Raw genomic sequence first — 16,761 nt, forward strand, 5'->3', positions numbered from 1 at the left:
GCGAAGACACGAAAAACGCGAAGGAATAAGGGAAGAAGTTGAGTTTTTAAAGGTTTGTAGTGAGGACTTCAGTCCGCAGAATAAGAAGGACTAAAGTCCTCACTACAAACCTTTAATTGAGCGGAAATTTAGATTTACTTCTTTCTTACTTAGCAAAATATTTTTTTAACGAACCGCGAAGACACGAAAAACGCGAAGGAAGAAGGGAAGAAGTGGAGTTTTTTGGGTTTGTAGTGAGGACTTTAGTCCTCTGATTTATGCGGACTAAAGTCCTCACTACAAACCGTTAATTGACCGGACATTATATCAGGAATTAGGTCTTATTCTTGGGCGTCGCCGTCGATCGGCAACTCCGGCAAATAAGGAGGCAAAGTGCTGCTAGCATCTGTTGCTGCTGATTCGGGATTTTGGCCGTTCAAAGGGTTAAGTCGATCGGCTTGATTTTTTCCTGAGTCCAACAAAAACGGCTTAATCTCAGACGACGCGGGCCCTGCTGGGGCTTCTGGGGCCATGGGGCCGAGCCAGGACATCCGTCCGGGTACGGGTTTGCGAGTTGGCTGGAAGCTCTGCAACACTTCTGATAGCTGGAGTCCTTCGAGGGAGACTAACTTGGACTCGCGCAATTTGTGCCACACCGATCGCGACATCAGCAAGGTGTGTTCTAGACGCACGGCTCCAAATTGCTCTAAATAAGCTTCCCGTTCGGGTTGGTAGTCGGCGGAAGCCAGTTGCAGGCTTTGAACTGGGAAATCTTGAACGAGCCGCGCCATCTGGGACAGCAGTTCTGGGTACAGCCAAGTGTAGGCCGGGTGTACGGTTAGCTGGGCGACGTGCGGCTGCTGGCCGTTGCGGGATAGCTGCACCTGAAAATAGCCGATCGCAGCTTTCCGCTGCGGTTCAAACACGTAGGCGGTGACTACTTCTGTTTTTCCCAGCCACTGTCTGACACCTTCAAATAAAGCGCCGAAAAAACTGGTTTTGAAATCTTGAATGTGCCGATCGAATACTTGACGCACTAAGGGCGGCATGGATGCGGTATCGAGTTGGTACAGCAATTGAGCGTCCGCGTTGCTGACCGGCAGCAGGTTGGGCAAATCTGGCGTCGAGTTGGCCATTTCTTGGAGGCGTTCGGGGGCGATCGTCCAGTAAGTCATCTGCGCCAAAGGCTGAAACCCGTTCTGACGGTACAAAGCCAGGGAAGTTTTATCCCCGACATTCACCTCCAGCAGCCACGTGCGCGCCTCGCAGACTGCCTCGAAGCAGTACCGCATCAGCATCGAACCAATGCCTTTGCTGCGGGCTTCTGGGTCTACTCCGACGCGATCGATCCGCCAAGTGCTGCGGGTGCGGTTAAACGGAGAAATCTGAATTATCCCCTTAACTGCACCTTCTTCTTCGGCAACGTGGGCGCGGAACAGAGACTGGCCAGGGTTGGGAAACCAGCTAAACAGCTTTAGCAGTCCGTACCAGCGACGAATCTGCTGCAACTTTTTACCTAGTATTAAGTCGCAGCTTGCGCCCTTGCGGTTTTCTGGTGCGTCGGCTGTTTCCGCGCACAGTTGTTCCATCGCCTCGATGTCGCGGTACTGAAACGGGCGAATTACAACCTGGTTTTGGTTCTGGGAGGTAAATGAAGTCATATAGCAATTCTCAAGTGAGGTATAAATTGATAATTGGTAATTGGTTATTGGTAATTGGTAATTGGTAATTTTACCCAGAGCTAAGTCTAAGGGCGGTCATTTGTCAGTTGTCATTTTTCAGTTGTCAGTTGTCAGTTTTTGGCAAATCCCTCACTAATTTTGAGAAGAGTGATAGAAACAAATAGGATAGGACACTACAATTGAAAATTAAATGTCTTCTTGAAGAAAGAGGAAGAGTTAGGCAAGTTTTTAGTTGAAAATTGGCGACTTGTGAATTCAAAACTTATAACTCATAACTCTTAATTCTTCTCTCTTTCTTGCTGGATATAAAGTTAAAAACTTTAAATCACTTTTTCGACTGTTTAATTTTCAGTTGTCAGCTCAAGATTTTTGGGGCAGAGGTCGAATTAAAACGACTGGTGTTCGCTCGTCAGCATTCCCAGCGGGGTTGCTGCGTAAGGCTTGCTCTAAAAATGTTACCGATAAATCGGAGGTCGCTGCTAATATCTTAACTGCTTTCAAGTCATTAGCGTCTACGATCGCCGCGGCAAGTCCGGTTTCTCGTTGAATTTCCTCTACAATTTGCTGGGGATTGTCCGGGCCCAGCACGATAAATTGGTCGAAGGGAGGCAAAGTCCCGGTAACGTCGTCGATTAGCCTTGCTTGTTCCCCTGCAAGTTGGTAAAAGACTCCCGGTTTACCGAATATTTTAGCTAAAGCGCCGATCGCAAATGCTGCGACTACGCGCCCTGGCCCAACTACATCAACCAATGTCTGCATTCCGCAAGCTGTGGCCAAACTCGACATCGGCAAGAAAAACAAGCAGACTCGCTTGGCTACCCATCCGGGCTTGACTTCGCTGGGATGGCGGTAACGCCCCTGCATCAAGGCTAGGGGAGTTTCTGCGAGGGCGACGATATCGCCTTTCTCGGCGCGCGGTAACACGTAACGCTTGACAATTTCGACGGGATTGTCGAGTTCAGCGAGGATGTGGGTGCGAATTGGGAATACTTCTGCAACACCGACATTGCGGGCGGTGGGTACGGTGTCGGAGTTGGGAAATTGCAACGGGACTACTACGTTGCGGACTCTGGGGATGCGCCCGCCGGGGCCGTAGACGACGAAATGTATTTGCACCCAAGCTGACTGCAATTTGTTTAAATCTTGCCCTTGAATGTCTACGGAAACTTTGATTTTTGTGGTTTGTTGGGCTTTAATAATATAGCCGAACCAGTAATCGTCCGATCGGGCTTTTGCGTCTTTGTGGCAAGGAATGACTTTTGTCTGGGAAGTCACGCCATCCAAACTTCCGTCTGATAGCAGTTTCACCTCTGCGCGCACATCTGGCAACATAATCTCGAACCGTTGTGTCAGATTGCGGAATTCCATTTCACCGACTAAAAGATAGCGGTTGGGTTCGTTTATGGCTAAGTGCCATTCTCCGGCTGTAAGTTCTAGTTTATTTGGACTCCCACTCCGGCGATAGTTCAACTCTAGGCCCAATCCGCCCAATGCTAGCAGCGAACCGGCTGCTGCGATTCCTGTTGCTAAAGTCTCAATCACTCAAATCACCGCCAATAATATTTTGTGTTTACTGTAGTCGATCTCGGGTACTTCGAGATCCGATCCGGCAGTAATTGGATTTGCTGGGCTTGCTGGGGGCGATGCAATTGAGTGAATTTGGCGGGCTGTGGGGATGGGATGTGCGATCGCACTTGGGATGTTGGGATGTGCGATCGACCTTGAGTTAAAATGTAGAATATCAAGCAATACGGTTTACTTAACACTATTTATGCCCCGGAGATCCCCCTAAATCCCCCTTAAGAAGGGGGACTTTGAGAGCATTCTTGTCCCCCCCTTCGTAGGGGCGGTGCCCCTGTGCCCGCCCTGGTTAGGGGGGATATCTCTTAAGTGAACCGTATTGGAATATCAAATTACCTCGCCTTGTGGGAATGCAGTTGAGCGATGGATAAATTAGAGTATTATCGTCATTTGATTCGGAAAGTTTTAACTGAATATTATGAGTTGGACGCCAAATCTACCGATTCAACGCTAGAAAGTGCGCTGATTTTTGACGAAGGGCACGACCATTATTTATTGATAGTAATGGGTTGGCAGGGACAAGAACGGATTAAGGTAAATACTATTCACGTGCGATTGCGGGATGGCAAAATTTGGATTGAGGAGGATTGGACAGAAGATGGGGTGGTGACAGATTTTTTGCAGGCTGGCGTGCCGCGGGAGGATATTGTATTGGCGTTTCATCCACCGCATTTACGGCAATATACAGAATTTGCGATCGCTTGATTGCTTGATTGCTTGATTGTGCGATCGCCCATCTAACCATCTCACCTAATTCGTTTAAAATGTAAATAAAAAGCAGCGATTGCCCTATGACACTAGCCATCACCCCAATCAAGCAGTATATCGAACAACGCAACGAAAGCTATTGGATTGAAGGAACTCGGATTTCTCTCGATTCAGTCGTTTATTCCTTCTTAAATGGAGAAACTCCTGAAAGTATTGCCCAAAATTTTCCACTGCTTTCCCTAGAACAAGTTTATGGTGCGATCGTCTTTTATCTTGCCAACCGAGAAATGGTGGATGCGTACTTAAAAGAGGGTGAAGCAGAATTTAAGCAATTGCAACAGTCTTTGAGACAAAAAAGTCCACTTTTGTATCAACAATTAATAACTGCTCAAAGTCGGTGAGTACGATCGCGCAGCACTTGTTTGTAGCGCAAACCTGCTGCTTTGAGCGCTTGATTTGGCGGGGTTGGATTCAGGAGAGTATTCACAAAAGCTTCGCTATCCTCAATGTCAAGTTTCAATCGTTGATGCTGTTCAATAACTTTGCAAGCGACTGCTTGAACGCTAGCGATGACGAAATCTGTTAAAGTGCGTCCTTCTAAGTCAGCAGCTTTTTGCCAAAGGGCTTTAATCTCTGGACTGACACGAGCTTCCAATCGGGCAGATTCTTCCGATTTAGTAGTTTTAGTCATAGAAAATACAATCGATCTAATCTTTTTATTTTATACGGCAAAATGCCGTATGTCAACCAGAGGAAGTTAGGAGGCGATCGCACTTGGGATGCGGCGAAGTGCGATCGACCTTCTCACCATCTACCCTGATTCGCTCATCTTAATTTCAAAAATAAGTTTTTGTCTTACCTATGAAACCTGTAAAAGATTGCACATTCATGCTTGTAAAAATCGCCCTTATCACAATATTCACTTCCCAACTCACTCAGAGTGTAAGCGCTCAATCCATCACTGACAAAAGCTGCGTCGCTGATATTGTCGGTGAAGATATTGGCTCACAAGTTAATATCAGGTCTGGTGCGGGAAGCATTTTTAGCGTTGTAGGCACAGTATCGGTAGGAAATTTAGTGATTGTCGCCAATGACGACCAAAATAAAAGTAGTGTCGTGTCTCCACTCAGTCGCAAAGATAGCGAAGGAAATGTCTGGTATTTGACTACAAGATTGAGAGCAAGTGAGTACAAAGGTTGGATCAAAGCAGATTTTTTGCAACTGAAATGTCCGAATCCCTAGGTGAAGCAAAAAAATAGAGGCTGCACTCTGGACGCACCTTGATTGTGATTTAAATAGACGATCGCCCAAACAACTCTCTCAAGCTATTTACTTAAGTATTAGCAGCTCATCATCGAGTATCAGTTTGCCAAAGTCTCTACGAGAATCCCCTGAGATAGCAGTTTTCAGTTGAGATATCGGTAAGGACAATGCACTGTCGTATTTCATAGAATTGACAACTGCTATGGAAGTGTGGCTGTCTGTCGGGGCGAGTTATTAAATTAACAATACAAAATACTTGCTTCAATCATTTTTGGGTTAATATCGATACATAAACACAAATTAGGTAATCTGACAATAAAGGCGATCGCCCGACGATAAATGTCTCTTAAAAAAAATCTAGACTAAGTGTAGTTGAGCAAAAATAATATTTTCCTCGCTGGAATCGCGAGTTGCTATATGTCATCATCCCAGCCTTCAATGTTTAAGAAACTGATTGGTAATGCGCCGCTGCGAACCGTTTTGATTGTCCCATTCGTACTACAAATCATCGGTGCAGTCGGCATTGTTGGCTACTTATCCTTTCGCAACGGACAGAAAGCGGTTAACGATTTGGCATCTCAACTGCGGACAGAAATCAGCAGCCGCATTGATCAACACTTAGACAGCCAACTCGACACAGCCCGTCATCTTGCTCAAGTGAATGCCGATGCTTTTGACGTGGGATTGATCGATCCCAAAGATTTAGATAATATGGCTCGTTTCTTCTCGAAACAAATGCAATTGTTTAATATCGGCTACATCAGCTTTGGTGCTCCTGGAGGTGAGTTTGCAGGTGCTGGATATCAAGTAGATCAAAATATTGTTTCTGGTACGAGTAATCCAAAGCAACGCGGCAATCGAAATTATCACTTCTACAATACAGATAATTATGGCAGACCCACTAAGCTTGCTGAGATATTGAAAAATTACGAGTTCGACAAAGAACTGTGGTACTCAAACACTGTTAAAGCTCGAAAGCCGACATGGGTTTTATACCAGTGGGAAATGACGCCATTTCATCTAGCTGTTTCGGCAAATCGTCCAATCTATGACAAGAAAAATCAACTAATTGGTGTCATCGGTATCGATCAGCGTCTTTCACAAATTAGCGATTTTTTGCGCAAATTGAAAGTCAGCAAATCGGGCAGAACGTTTATTGTGGAGCGCAGCGGGTTAATTGTTGCTAGTTCTAGCACCGAGGAACCATTTAAACTAATTGATGGTAAGCCTATGCGGTTAAACGCATCAGAAAGTAGCGATGTGCTGATTCAATCAACATCTCAATATTTAGTCAAGCAGTTCGGCGAATTCAAGAATATCAAAGATAGTCAACAGCTTGATTTTTTGCAGAACAAAGAACACCTGTTTGTGCAAGTTTCACCCTGGAAAGACGAGTGGGGATTGGATTGGTTGGTAGTTGTTGTGGTTCCTGAATCGGATTTTATGGGACAAATCGATGCCAATACTCGCACCACGATTCTATTTTCCATTGGCGCTTTAGTTGTGGCTACGATTGTGGGTTTTTACACTTCTCGTTTGATTGCTGAGCCGATCGCACAATTGAGCATAGCATCAAAGTCGATCGCCTCCGGGAAGTTCGATCGCACTCTGGAAGTCTCCGGGAAGAATGAATTGGGCGTGCTGACTCAATCCTTCAATGACATGGCGCAGCAACTGCGCGACTCTTTTACAGCCCTGGAAAACACCAACGTCGAACTCGAACAGCGGGTCGAAGAACGCACCGTCGAACTCAAAATCGCGAAAGAGATGGCAGACAGCGCCAACCGTGCTAAAAGCGAATTTTTAGCTAACATGAGTCACGAATTGCGAACTCCCCTCAATGGGATTTTAGGCTACGCGCAAATTCTCCAGCGCAGCGAACCGATGACCAAAAAAGGGCGCGGTGGCGTTGATATCATCTATCAGTGCGGTTCGCACCTGCTAACGCTGATTAATGATGTGTTGGATTTGTCGAAAATTGAAGCCCGAAAACTAGAACTGCATCCGACTGCTTTTCACCTACCTTCATTCATTCAAGGTGTTGCAGAAATCTGCACGATTCGCGCCCAGGAAAAAGCAATTACTTTTGATTTAAAAATAGATACGCAACTTCCGACAGGGGTTTGCGGTGATGAGAAACGTTTGCGTCAAGTGCTGCTAAATTTGCTTGGTAATGCGATTAAGTTTACGGAACAAGGAGGCGTGATTTTTCAGGTAGATGTCATCAATCATGATAAGATTCCAGATTTAAATTCGTTGGATAATTCAACTTCCAGTTTATATAAAATTCGCTTCACAATCGAAGATACAGGCCCGGGAATGACACCAGCGCAAGTTAAGAAAATTTTCCAACCTTTTGAGCAAGTAGGTGATGTGAAAAAGCAATCGGAAGGCACTGGATTGGGACTTTCGATCAGTCAAAAGATTGTGGGTTTGATGCAGAGTGAAATTGCGATCGACAGCCGTGCGGGAGTTGGCAGTATTTTTTCCTTTGAAGTGGCACTCCCGGAGGCTCAGGATTGGGCTGATAGTTCGAGAATCGTCGAACAGGGGGCTGTTTTGGGCTATGAAGGCGAAAAACGCAAAATTCTCGTGGTTGATGATAGGTGGGAAAATCGGGCGGTGCTGGTAAACTTGCTGGAACCGATCGGCTTTGAGATAATGGAAGCTGCTGATGGTATGCAAGGACTCGATCGCGCTTTAGACACCGCACCGGATTTAATTCTTACCGATTTAGCTATGCCGGTGATGGACGGATTCGAGTTTTTGGAGCAAATCCGCGCTCATCCTCAACTGCGAGATGCGATCGTGCTAGTGTCATCTGCAAGCGTATTTGAGATCGATCGCCAAAAGAGCTTGGATGCAGGCGGCAGTGATTTTTTGCCTAAACCAGTGCAAGCAGACGTATTACTGGGCTTACTTCAAAAATACTTGCAACTAGAGTGGGTATATGGGGACACAGTAGATGCGGGCAAAAAAGGGCAAAATGCGATGCCAAATGAAATGCTGCTGCCGGCGATCGAGATTTTGCAGTTATTAAACGAACAAGCTCAATCTGGGGATTTAGACGCGATAATCGAGATTGCGGAAGACATTCAAACAGCCAATCCAGAATACGCAATTTTTGCGAACAAAATACTCGTTTTGGCAGAAAGTTTTCAAGTCAAAGAACTGCGAGCATTAATTGAACAAAATATATCAAAAGTGTAAGGGAAAAGTATCATGCTTGAACCAAATAAAAAATTTATTTTGATAGTAGATGACAGTTCCACAAATTTGGGGGTTCTGTCGCAAGCTTTAAAAACAGCAGGCTACAAAGTGCGGGTAGCAGTGGACGGAGAATCGGCGATGGCGATGCTAGAAAAATGTGCGATAGATTCCACGAAAAACCCTTTCCCGGAACTCATATTGTTAGATGTGCAAATGCCGGGAATTGACGGTTTTGAAACCTGTCGTAGAATTAAATCCAACGCTACTACTAAGACAATTCCAGTCATTTTCATGACTGCCTTAGCCGATGCCGAAAGTAAAGTCAAAGGCTTGTCATTAGGCGCAGTTGATTACATCACTAAACCTTTTGAACAAGACGAAGTAATTGCCAGAGTTAACATTCATTGGCAGCTTAAACAGTTAACCGACAATCTGGAAGAACAGGTGACACAACGCACCTGTGCTTTACAACAAGCGCAAGTCCAGGTAGTGCAGCAAGAAAAACTATCTGCGCTGGGACAACTGGTGGCGGGAGTCGCCCATGAAATTAATAATCCGCTGAGTTTTATGGTGAGCAACATTGCGCCTGCGAAGGAATATCTTGCTGATATTACAGAAATTCTTAGCCTATATCAAAAACATTATCCTGAACCTCCATCAGATATCGCTAGGAAGATTGAAGACATAGATTTGGAGTTTGTGATCGAAGATTTTTCTCATCTCTTGGATTCCATGCAAATGGGCACTGAACGCATTAAAGATATTTCGCTGTCGCTGCGAAACTTTGCTCGTGCGGATGGAGATACTGCTAGTGCGATCGATCTGCATGAGACTTTAGATAGTACGCTGCTGCTATTAAAACACCGACTGAAGGATCAAGGATCTCGCCCGGTGATTGAAGTTATCCAAAACTACGGTAATTTGCCCGCGATTAAGTGCTATCCGGGCCCGATGAACCAAGTGTTTATGAATTTGTTAGCAAATGCGATCGATGCTGTGGAGGATGCTTGGGAAAAAGACCAACGTCCTCTGATAATTACTATTAGTACGGAAGTTGTGACCGAAAGTGCGATCGTCCGAATTGCCGATAATGGGTTGGGAATGACGGATGAGATTCAACAACATTTGTTTGAACCTCTGTTTACTACAAAAGCTGTAGGTAAGGGCACTGGGCTGGGATTGTCGATTGCTAAGCAGATTGTGACAGATAAGCACGGTGGTAAATTATTTTGCAAGTCGATGGCGGGGAAAGGTACTGAATTTGCGATCGAACTTCCTATTTAATTTTAAGATTATTTATGGTCAAACTATTAGGTTCGTAGTGAGGACTTTAGTCCTTCTTTATGCGGACTAAAGTCCACACTACGAACCTTCTATCATGATCAAATAGGTTCGTAGTGAGGACTTTAGTCCTTCTTGATGCGGACTAAAGTCCGCACTACGAACCTTCTATCATGATCAAATAGGTTCGTAGTGAGGACTTTAGTCCTTCTTGATGCGGACTAAAGTCCGCACTACGAACCTTCTATCACGATTAAATAGGTTCGTAGTGAGGACTTTAGTCCTTCTTGATGCGGACTAAAGTCCGCACTACGAACCTTCTATCACGATTAAATAGGTTCGTAGTGAGGACTTTAGTCCTTCTTGATGCGGACTAAAGTCCGCACTACGAACCTTCTATCACGATTAAATAGGTTCGTAGTGAGGACTTTAGTCCTTCTTGATGCGGACTAAAGTCCGCACTACGAACCTTCTATCACGATTAAATAGGTTCGTAGTGAGGACTTTAGTCCTTCTTGATGCGGACTAAAGTCCGCACTACGAACCTTCTATCACGATTAAATAGGTTCGTAGTGAGGACTTTAGTCCTTCTTGATGCGGACTAAAGTCCGCACTACGAACCTTCTATCACGATTAAATAGGTTCGTAGTGAGGACTTTAGTCCTTCTTGATGCGGACTAAAGTCCGCACTACGAACCTTGAATTAATAGCTAATTTGCAAAGTCACAGAAGCATCTATCTGCTGTTCCCCTCCCACCACGGGCGTTATAGCAAAATTAGCACTACGAGACTGTACCTGTCCGTACATAGGAGGTGGCGCACTCGCACCGTTGACTTGAATTCCGAGAATTTCTCCCCGCTTGAGGTTGAGCGCGCTCAGGACTGCATCTGCTTGCGATTGAGCGTCTTGAGTTGCTTTTTTGAGTGCTTGTTTTTGAGCTTGTTCGATCGCACTTTCGGCGGCTACAAAACTCACACCTTGAATTCGGGTTGCTCCGGCCCTCACCGCATCATCGAGCAAAGTGCCGGCAGAGCCAGTATTGATGCGAAAACTGACGGTATTTGTAGCAGTATACCCGATTATGCGCTGCTGGTTGCTTTCGTTGCTGTAATTCGGGTTGAGGTTGATGCCGGTGGTTTCGAGTTTTTCTACTTGGCGCGATCGCAGCAATTCTACCACAGCGGACGATTGTTTTGCCGCTTCCTGCTGCGCCTCGGCCGCCGTTGTCCCCACTACTTCCACCCCCAAACGCACGAGAGTTTGAGTTGTCGGAATTGCTTCGACACCGCGCCCAGTCACAGTCAGCGCTCTGATTCGCTGTTCCTGAGCCACCGCCGGATCTAACCCCGTGAAACTTACGAGAGTTAAGGTTAAACATAACGCTGTTAGCAGACTGCGAAAATCAACTCTAGTACCGCCTTGCAAATTTGAATTCATAAACTCAATGCTCCTCACATACAACAGATGCTATACTTGACCTTCACATGGGAATTGTTAAATAGTCAGCCTGTTACATTTTTAGTAACTAAAATTTTTAGTCATTGGTCATTTGTCATTGGTCATTAGTCATTAGTCATTAGTCATTAGTCATTAGTCATTAGTCATTTGTCATTGGTCATTAGTTTTTATATGCAATCTTTGAAACAAGCTGCCCGCCAACTCAAAAAAGAGACTTACGCGGTTTATTTAGCCAGTATAGACCAGAGAGTACCTTGGTATGCGAGAATTTTAGCGGGTGTGACAGTTGCCTATGCTTTTAGCCCGATCGACTTAATTCCTGATTTCATCCCAATTCTGGGCTACTTGGACGATTTAATCATTGTACCGTTGGGCATTTGGCTGGTACTGAAGATGATTCCGCCAGAAGTTTTAGCCGAATGTCGGGAAAAAGCAGCCGCAGAAATAGAGCGAGGAAAACCGATAAATCGGACAGCAGCCGCTGTGATTATTGCTATTTGGATTGGTTTGGGAATATTATCAGCAATTTGGCTGAAACAAATATTGAAGCGTTAATAATTCAAACGGTATTTATAATACCCGGCGGTTGAAACCGCGGCTACACAGACACTCACGCGCCTCCGCGGGGTTGAAGAATAGGCGGTGAAAATTGTGTTAGAACACCCGGCGGTTGAAACCGCGGCTACACAGACACTCACGCGCCTCCGCGGGTTGAAGAATATGCGTTGAAAATTATGTTATTTCTTCGTCCGCGGAGGTGGTCGCTGAGCTTGTCGAAGTGCGGACATCGTTTGTGTAGACGCGGTTTCAACCGCCGGGTATTGATGATATTATGTTATATGCCGATCGCACCCGCCGACGCGGGTTGAAGAATAGGCGGTGAAAATTGTGTTAGAATTCCCGGCGGTTGAAACCGCGGCTACACAGACACTCACGCGCCTTCGCGGGTTGAAGAATATGCGGTTAAAATTGTGTTTTACCTTATTCTATCTTCGTCCGCGGAGGTGGTCGCTGAGCTTGTCGAAGTGCGGACATTGTTTGTGTAGACGCGGTTTCAACCGCCGGGTATTCATGATATTATATTATATGCCGATCGCACCCTACGTTAAAAAAACTCCCGGTATCACATACCAAGTATTATTTATCCCTTAAAAAAATCCAACAACTAACCTTCCAACTATGACTCAAACTACCGATTACCTCAGCCACCTCAACCCATCCCAGCGCCAATCAGTCGTCCATTACAACGGGCCGCTGTTAGTAGTAGCAGGCGCCGGTTCCGGGAAAACGCGAGCTCTAACTTATCGCGTAGCTAACTTAGTACGCACCAACCGAGTCGATCCAGAAAATATTCTAGCGGTGACATTTACCAATAAAGCCGCTAGGGAGATGAAAGAAAGAATTGAGAAATTGCTGGCGACTCAGCAAGCTGAAGCGGAATATAGCAAGCCTTTGGCAGATTTGGCGCCGGAAATACAGACGAAATTGCGATCGCAAATTTACCACAGAATTACCAAACACATTTGGATGGGAACTTTTCACTCTCTGTGCGGCAGAATTCTCCGCTACGACATAGAGAAATACCAAGACGAAAACGGCCGCCAGTGGAAGAAGAATTTTTCAATTTTTGACGAGTCAGATGCTCAAAGTCTCATCAAACAAATTGTCACCAAAACCCTGAACCTCGACGATAAGAAATTCGACCCGCGCAAAGTCCGCTACGCCATCAGCAACGCTAAAAATAAAGGTTTGTCGCCGCAAGAATTCCTAGCCGCTGAACCGGATTACCGAGGGCGCGTAATTGCCGATGTTTATAGTCGCTATCAAGATGCTTTAGCGGCAAACAATGGTTTAGATTTTGACGATTTAATTCTCGTTCCGGTTAAACTCTTATCCCAAAATGAGCAAGTATTGAATTATTGGCATAGAAAGTTTTGCCATATTTTGGTTGATGAATACCAAGATACTAATCGCACTCAATACGATTTGATTCGGATGTTAGTTACAAATAATACTGACCCAAAAGAGTTTGATAAATGGCAAAATCGCTCAATTTTTGTGGTGGGCGATGTCGATCAATCAATCTACAGTTTTCGGATGGCAGATTATACCATATTGCTGGAATTTCAAGAGGATTTCGGCGACAGCTTATCTGACGAGAAAACCCAGACGATGGTAAAATTAGAGGAGAATTATCGATCGCGCGAAAACATCCTCGAACTGGCTAACCACTTAATCGAACACAATACCGAACGCATCGATAAGGTGCTGCGCCCGACTCGCGAACCCGGATCTCCGGTTGTTGTCTGGCGCGCTGACAACGAAATAGACGAAGCGCAATTTGTAGCTGGTCAAATTCAAACGCTGAAGCGCCAAAACTCGGAATACGAACATGGCAGTAACTTTGCGATTCTCTACCGGACTAACGCTCAATCGCGATCGTTTGAAGAAGCGTTAATGTACTTGGATATTCCCTACAATATAGTCGGCGGTCTGAAGTTTTACGATCGCAAAGAAATCAAAGATATCCTAGCATACCTGCGGACGATCGCCAATCCCGACGATAGCGTCAGCCTCAAACGCATCATCAACACCCCGCGCCGCGGCATTGGCGATACGACATTTGGTAAACTAGAAGACGCTGCAACTCAATTGGCGATTCCGTTGTGGGAAATTCTCAGCGATGAGTCTTCTGTAAATACTCTCGTAGGGCGATCCTCTTCGAGGGCTTCGCTAACGGCAAAAGCTATCATTAAGTTTGCCGCGATGATTAGTCATTGGCAACAAAAACTCGAAACCACGCCTGCTTCCCAAATTGTCCAAGGAATTATCGAAGATTCTGGTTATATTGACGATTTGAAAAACCAAGGAACCGAGGAAGCCGAAAACCGGATCGAAAACGTGCGAGAATTGTACAACGCGGTGATCCAATTTGAAGAACAAAACGAAGAACCAACGCTGACATCATTTTTAGCCAAAGCATCCTTAGCCTCAGACTTAGACGACTTAAAAGAAGACGATTCGCGCGTATCGTTGATGACACTGCACTCCGCCAAAGGGTTAGAATTTCCCGTAGTCTTTCTAGTCGGAATGGAACAGGGTTTATTTCCCAACTTCCGCAGTTTGGACGACCCGAAAGCTATTGAAGAAGAACGCCGTTTGTGCTACGTTGGCATCACTCGCGCCCAGGAATTGCTGTTTCTCACCCACACTCGCGAACGCCGCCTCTGGGGAGGATACCGCGAACACTGTACGCCTTCGCTATTCTTGGGAGAATTGCCAACACATTTGCTAGCTGGAAGTACGAAGAAAACTAAGACGACTAAAACGGCTGCATCCAGTGGAAAAACCAATAACTCAACAGCTAATTCCGGGAGTTATCCAGCAGAATGGAAAACGGGCGAACGGGTTTTTCATCATGCTTTTGGAGTTGGAGAAATCACCCATGTTTTGGGAGTGGGCGATCAAACTAATCTAGCAATTAAGTTTTCGGGTTTGGGCCGCAAAATTATCGATCCGAGGACGGCGAAGTTGCAGCGAGTGTGATAGACAAAACCCTAGAAGAGCGGGTTGAAGAAGACCCGGCGGTTGAAACCGCGTCTACACAGGCAAAACCTGCCTCTGCAGGTTGAAGAATGGACGGTTAAATCTTCAGTCCGCGGAGGAGAGTTGCAGAATACCCGGCGGTTGAAACCGCGGCTACACAGACAAAACCCGCCTCCGCGGGTTGAAGAATGGAGGGTTAAATCTTCAGTCCGCGGAGGCGAGTTGCAGAATACCCGGCGGTTGAAACCGCGGCTACACAGACAAAACCCGCCTCCGCGGGTTGAAGAATGGATAGTGAAAATGTGGTAAAAATTACGTTATTTTCTTGAGTCCGCGGAGGCGGACATTGTTTGTATAGCTGCGGTTTCAACCGCCATCTTATCTAAATAAAAAACTCTTATGTCTTACAGTCAATTTACGACAATCGGCAAGGTTAAAGAAGCCTTCAATCTGACAGTAGTTGAAGGAATCAGATTTTTGCCGGAAATCGAGCCGATCGCACCCTCAACAGCCTTACAGACGATGCTGGAGACAAATTTGCCTTGGGCGATCGCCACCAGCACCGAAAAAGCCCGTTCTGAAGCCATTATCAACCCTGTCTTGCTAGAAGTTCGCAGGATTCTGAACCAACAAATCAGCGTGTTTTCGGGTGAGGAATTTAATGTTGATGTGGCTGTTGGACTGACAGGAGTTTGCGATTTTATCATCAGCCGTTCCCCGGAACAATTAGACGTTGAGGCCCCGGTAATTGTGATGGTGGAAGCTAAAAAAGGAGATTTGAAGGTAGGTTTAGGGCAGTGTATTGCGGAAATGGTGGCAGCCCAGAGGTTTAATGAAGCGAAAGGGCGATCGATTTCTGTCATCTACGGCTGCGTTTCCAGCGGTACAGCTTGGCGGTTTCTCAAGCTGGAAGGGCAAATAGTTGCGATCGATCTTACCGACTATCCGCTACCTCCAGTAGATAAAATATTGGGATTTTTAGTGTGGATGATGCGCGAAAATTAGATAGAATACCCGGCGGTTGAAACCGCGTCTATACAGACAAAACCCGCCTCCGCGGGTTGAAGAATGGATAGTGAAAATGTGGTAAAAATTACGTTATTTTCTTCAGTCCGCGGAGGCGGACATTGTTTGTGTGCTCGCGTTGCTTGCGGTTTCAACCGCCGTCTTGTGACGGACATCGTTTGTGTAGCTGCGGTTTCAACCGAAGGCTATCGCATAGGAAATCTTCTCGCTTAACAGACAAGATACCTGTTCCACAATAAAATTCACTCTTTGTGGAATAAGCATCTTGCCTATTCATAAAAGACTTATTAAGAATGAATGATGCAACATCTCATATCTTATTCGATTATCTGAGATTCCACACGCCTGTATTTACCCGCCAAACGTTCTCGACGCTGGCGGCGGTTGTCAGCTTCAAATATAGCGATTAATTCATCCAGGTTTAGAGTCAAATCGTCAAGCTGTTGGCAGACTTCACGCATCTTGTCAACGTGTCGCTTTCTGGTTTCAGCGTCGGGGATTCTAGGTTGTTGATTCATGGCAAATTCCAATCCATTTTGATTTCTCGGATAGTTGCTTCTGAGGCATCGACAGCGGCCTCTGTTTGTTCTATCGTTCTATACAGAAAGTTTAACGTATCCGCAGTCGCAGCGGGTTGAGATTCTGCCACCTGCTGCAAAAGCCTGTACAAACGATTGTAAGGGTTTCTCAACCTTTCCTTAACATTATCTAGTGATTCTAGTTCGGGGAGTGTTGCTTCTGTCTCCCCAAACTGCTGCATTAAAATATATTCTGTGGTCGTTGTTTCGTTGAGGATTTCCACTAGCCGTCGCTGCAATGTGAAAATTGTGTTCAGGATGTCATCAGGTAGCTTTGCCATTGTCCTTGATTAGGGTGTGTCCCTGCGATAATTGTAGCCTAATGCGATTATCTCATAGAATACCCGGCGGTTGAAACCGCGTCTACACAGACAAAACCTGCCTCCCCAGGTTGAAGAATGGATAGTAAAAATATTACATTATTTTCTTCATTCGGCGTCGGCGAGTT

General features: G+C 45.6%; 14 protein-coding genes. 8 read left to right on the forward strand and 6 right to left on the reverse strand.

Features of this window, described 5'->3' with window-relative positions; genetic code table 11:
• Positions 1 to 320: 320 nt before the first annotated feature.
• Complete coding sequence (locus tag QZW47_RS13955; protein ID WP_293128041.1) at positions 321 to 1,640, reverse strand: GNAT family N-acetyltransferase; 1,320 nt, start codon at positions 1,638 to 1,640, stop codon at positions 321 to 323.
• A gap of 381 nt (positions 1,641 to 2,021) precedes the next feature.
• Positions 2,022 to 3,203: a F420-0:Gamma-glutamyl ligase gene (locus tag QZW47_RS13960; protein ID WP_293128042.1), complete on the reverse strand. Its 1,182-nt coding sequence runs from the start codon at positions 3,201 to 3,203 to the stop codon at positions 2,022 to 2,024.
• A 402-nt stretch (positions 3,204 to 3,605) separates the two neighbouring features.
• Here QZW47_RS13960 and QZW47_RS13965 point away from each other — a divergent pair, with 402 nt between their 5' ends.
• A complete protein-coding gene (locus QZW47_RS13965) occupies positions 3,606 to 3,947 on the forward strand; it encodes a XisI protein (RefSeq protein ID WP_293128043.1) in 342 nt (113 codons plus the stop codon).
• A gap of 86 nt (positions 3,948 to 4,033) precedes the next feature.
• Positions 4,034 to 4,351, forward strand: a complete 318-nt coding sequence (locus tag QZW47_RS13970; RefSeq protein ID WP_293128044.1) for a DUF433 domain-containing protein — start codon at positions 4,034 to 4,036, stop codon at positions 4,349 to 4,351.
• On the opposite strand, the gene QZW47_RS13975 is transcribed toward QZW47_RS13970, so the two are convergent.
• Positions 4,339 to 4,641 carry a DUF1778 domain-containing protein gene (locus QZW47_RS13975; protein WP_293128045.1) on the reverse strand — a complete coding sequence of 101 codons (303 nt, stop codon included), beginning with the start codon at positions 4,639 to 4,641 and terminating at the stop codon, positions 4,339 to 4,341. The two genes, QZW47_RS13970 and QZW47_RS13975, sit on opposite strands and share 13 nt — an antisense overlap.
• A 197-nt stretch (positions 4,642 to 4,838) precedes the next feature.
• On the opposite strand from QZW47_RS13975, the gene QZW47_RS13980 reads away from it, so the two are divergent.
• The 3 genes from QZW47_RS13980 (at position 4,839) to QZW47_RS13990 (ending at position 9,707) form a co-directional block, all read left to right on the forward strand.
• Complete coding sequence (locus QZW47_RS13980) at positions 4,839 to 5,192, forward strand: SH3 domain-containing protein (RefSeq protein ID WP_293128046.1); 354 nt, start codon at positions 4,839 to 4,841, stop codon at positions 5,190 to 5,192.
• Between the two features lie 438 nt (positions 5,193 to 5,630).
• On the forward strand, positions 5,631 to 8,423 hold the full coding sequence (locus QZW47_RS13985; RefSeq protein ID WP_293128047.1) for an ATP-binding protein: 2,793 nt from the start codon (positions 5,631 to 5,633) through the stop codon (positions 8,421 to 8,423).
• A 12-nt stretch (positions 8,424 to 8,435) separates the two neighbouring features.
• Positions 8,436 to 9,707, forward strand: coding sequence for a response regulator (locus QZW47_RS13990; RefSeq protein WP_293128048.1), 1,272 nt, complete (start codon positions 8,436 to 8,438; stop codon positions 9,705 to 9,707).
• A gap of 700 nt (positions 9,708 to 10,407) precedes the next feature.
• Here the strand turns inward: QZW47_RS13990 and QZW47_RS13995 are convergent.
• Positions 10,408 to 11,142, reverse strand: coding sequence for an SIMPL domain-containing protein (locus QZW47_RS13995; RefSeq protein ID WP_293128049.1), 735 nt, complete (start codon positions 11,140 to 11,142; stop codon positions 10,408 to 10,410).
• A 192-nt stretch (positions 11,143 to 11,334) separates the two neighbouring features.
• Between QZW47_RS13995 and QZW47_RS14000 the strand changes: the two genes are divergently transcribed.
• The 3 genes from QZW47_RS14000 to QZW47_RS14010 all read left to right on the forward strand — a co-directional run bounded on the left by QZW47_RS14000 (position 11,335) and on the right by QZW47_RS14010 (position 15,714).
• Positions 11,335 to 11,718, forward strand: coding sequence for a YkvA family protein (locus tag QZW47_RS14000; protein WP_293128050.1), 384 nt, complete (start codon positions 11,335 to 11,337; stop codon positions 11,716 to 11,718).
• A 624-nt stretch (positions 11,719 to 12,342) separates the two neighbouring features.
• Complete coding sequence (gene pcrA, locus QZW47_RS14005; protein WP_293128051.1) at positions 12,343 to 14,709, forward strand: DNA helicase PcrA; 2,367 nt, start codon at positions 12,343 to 12,345, stop codon at positions 14,707 to 14,709.
• Between the two features lie 399 nt (positions 14,710 to 15,108).
• Positions 15,109 to 15,714, forward strand: a complete 606-nt coding sequence (locus QZW47_RS14010) for a hypothetical protein (protein WP_293128052.1) — start codon at positions 15,109 to 15,111, stop codon at positions 15,712 to 15,714.
• Between the two features lie 338 nt (positions 15,715 to 16,052).
• Here QZW47_RS14010 and QZW47_RS14015 read toward each other — a convergent pair whose 3' ends face one another.
• A complete protein-coding gene (locus tag QZW47_RS14015) occupies positions 16,053 to 16,253 on the reverse strand; it encodes a hypothetical protein (RefSeq protein ID WP_293128053.1) in 201 nt (66 codons plus the stop codon).
• The gene (locus QZW47_RS14020) at positions 16,250 to 16,594 is read right to left on the reverse strand and encodes a hypothetical protein (RefSeq protein WP_293128054.1); all 345 of its coding nucleotides are present in this window, start codon (positions 16,592 to 16,594) and stop codon (positions 16,250 to 16,252) included. Before QZW47_RS14020 ends, QZW47_RS14015 begins: the two co-directional genes overlap by 4 nt.
• Positions 16,595 to 16,761 lie beyond the last annotated feature (167 nt).

The organism is Microcoleus sp. bin38.metabat.b11b12b14.051, assembly GCF_013299165.1.
Lineage (GTDB): Bacteria > Cyanobacteriota > Cyanobacteriia > Cyanobacteriales > Microcoleaceae > Microcoleus.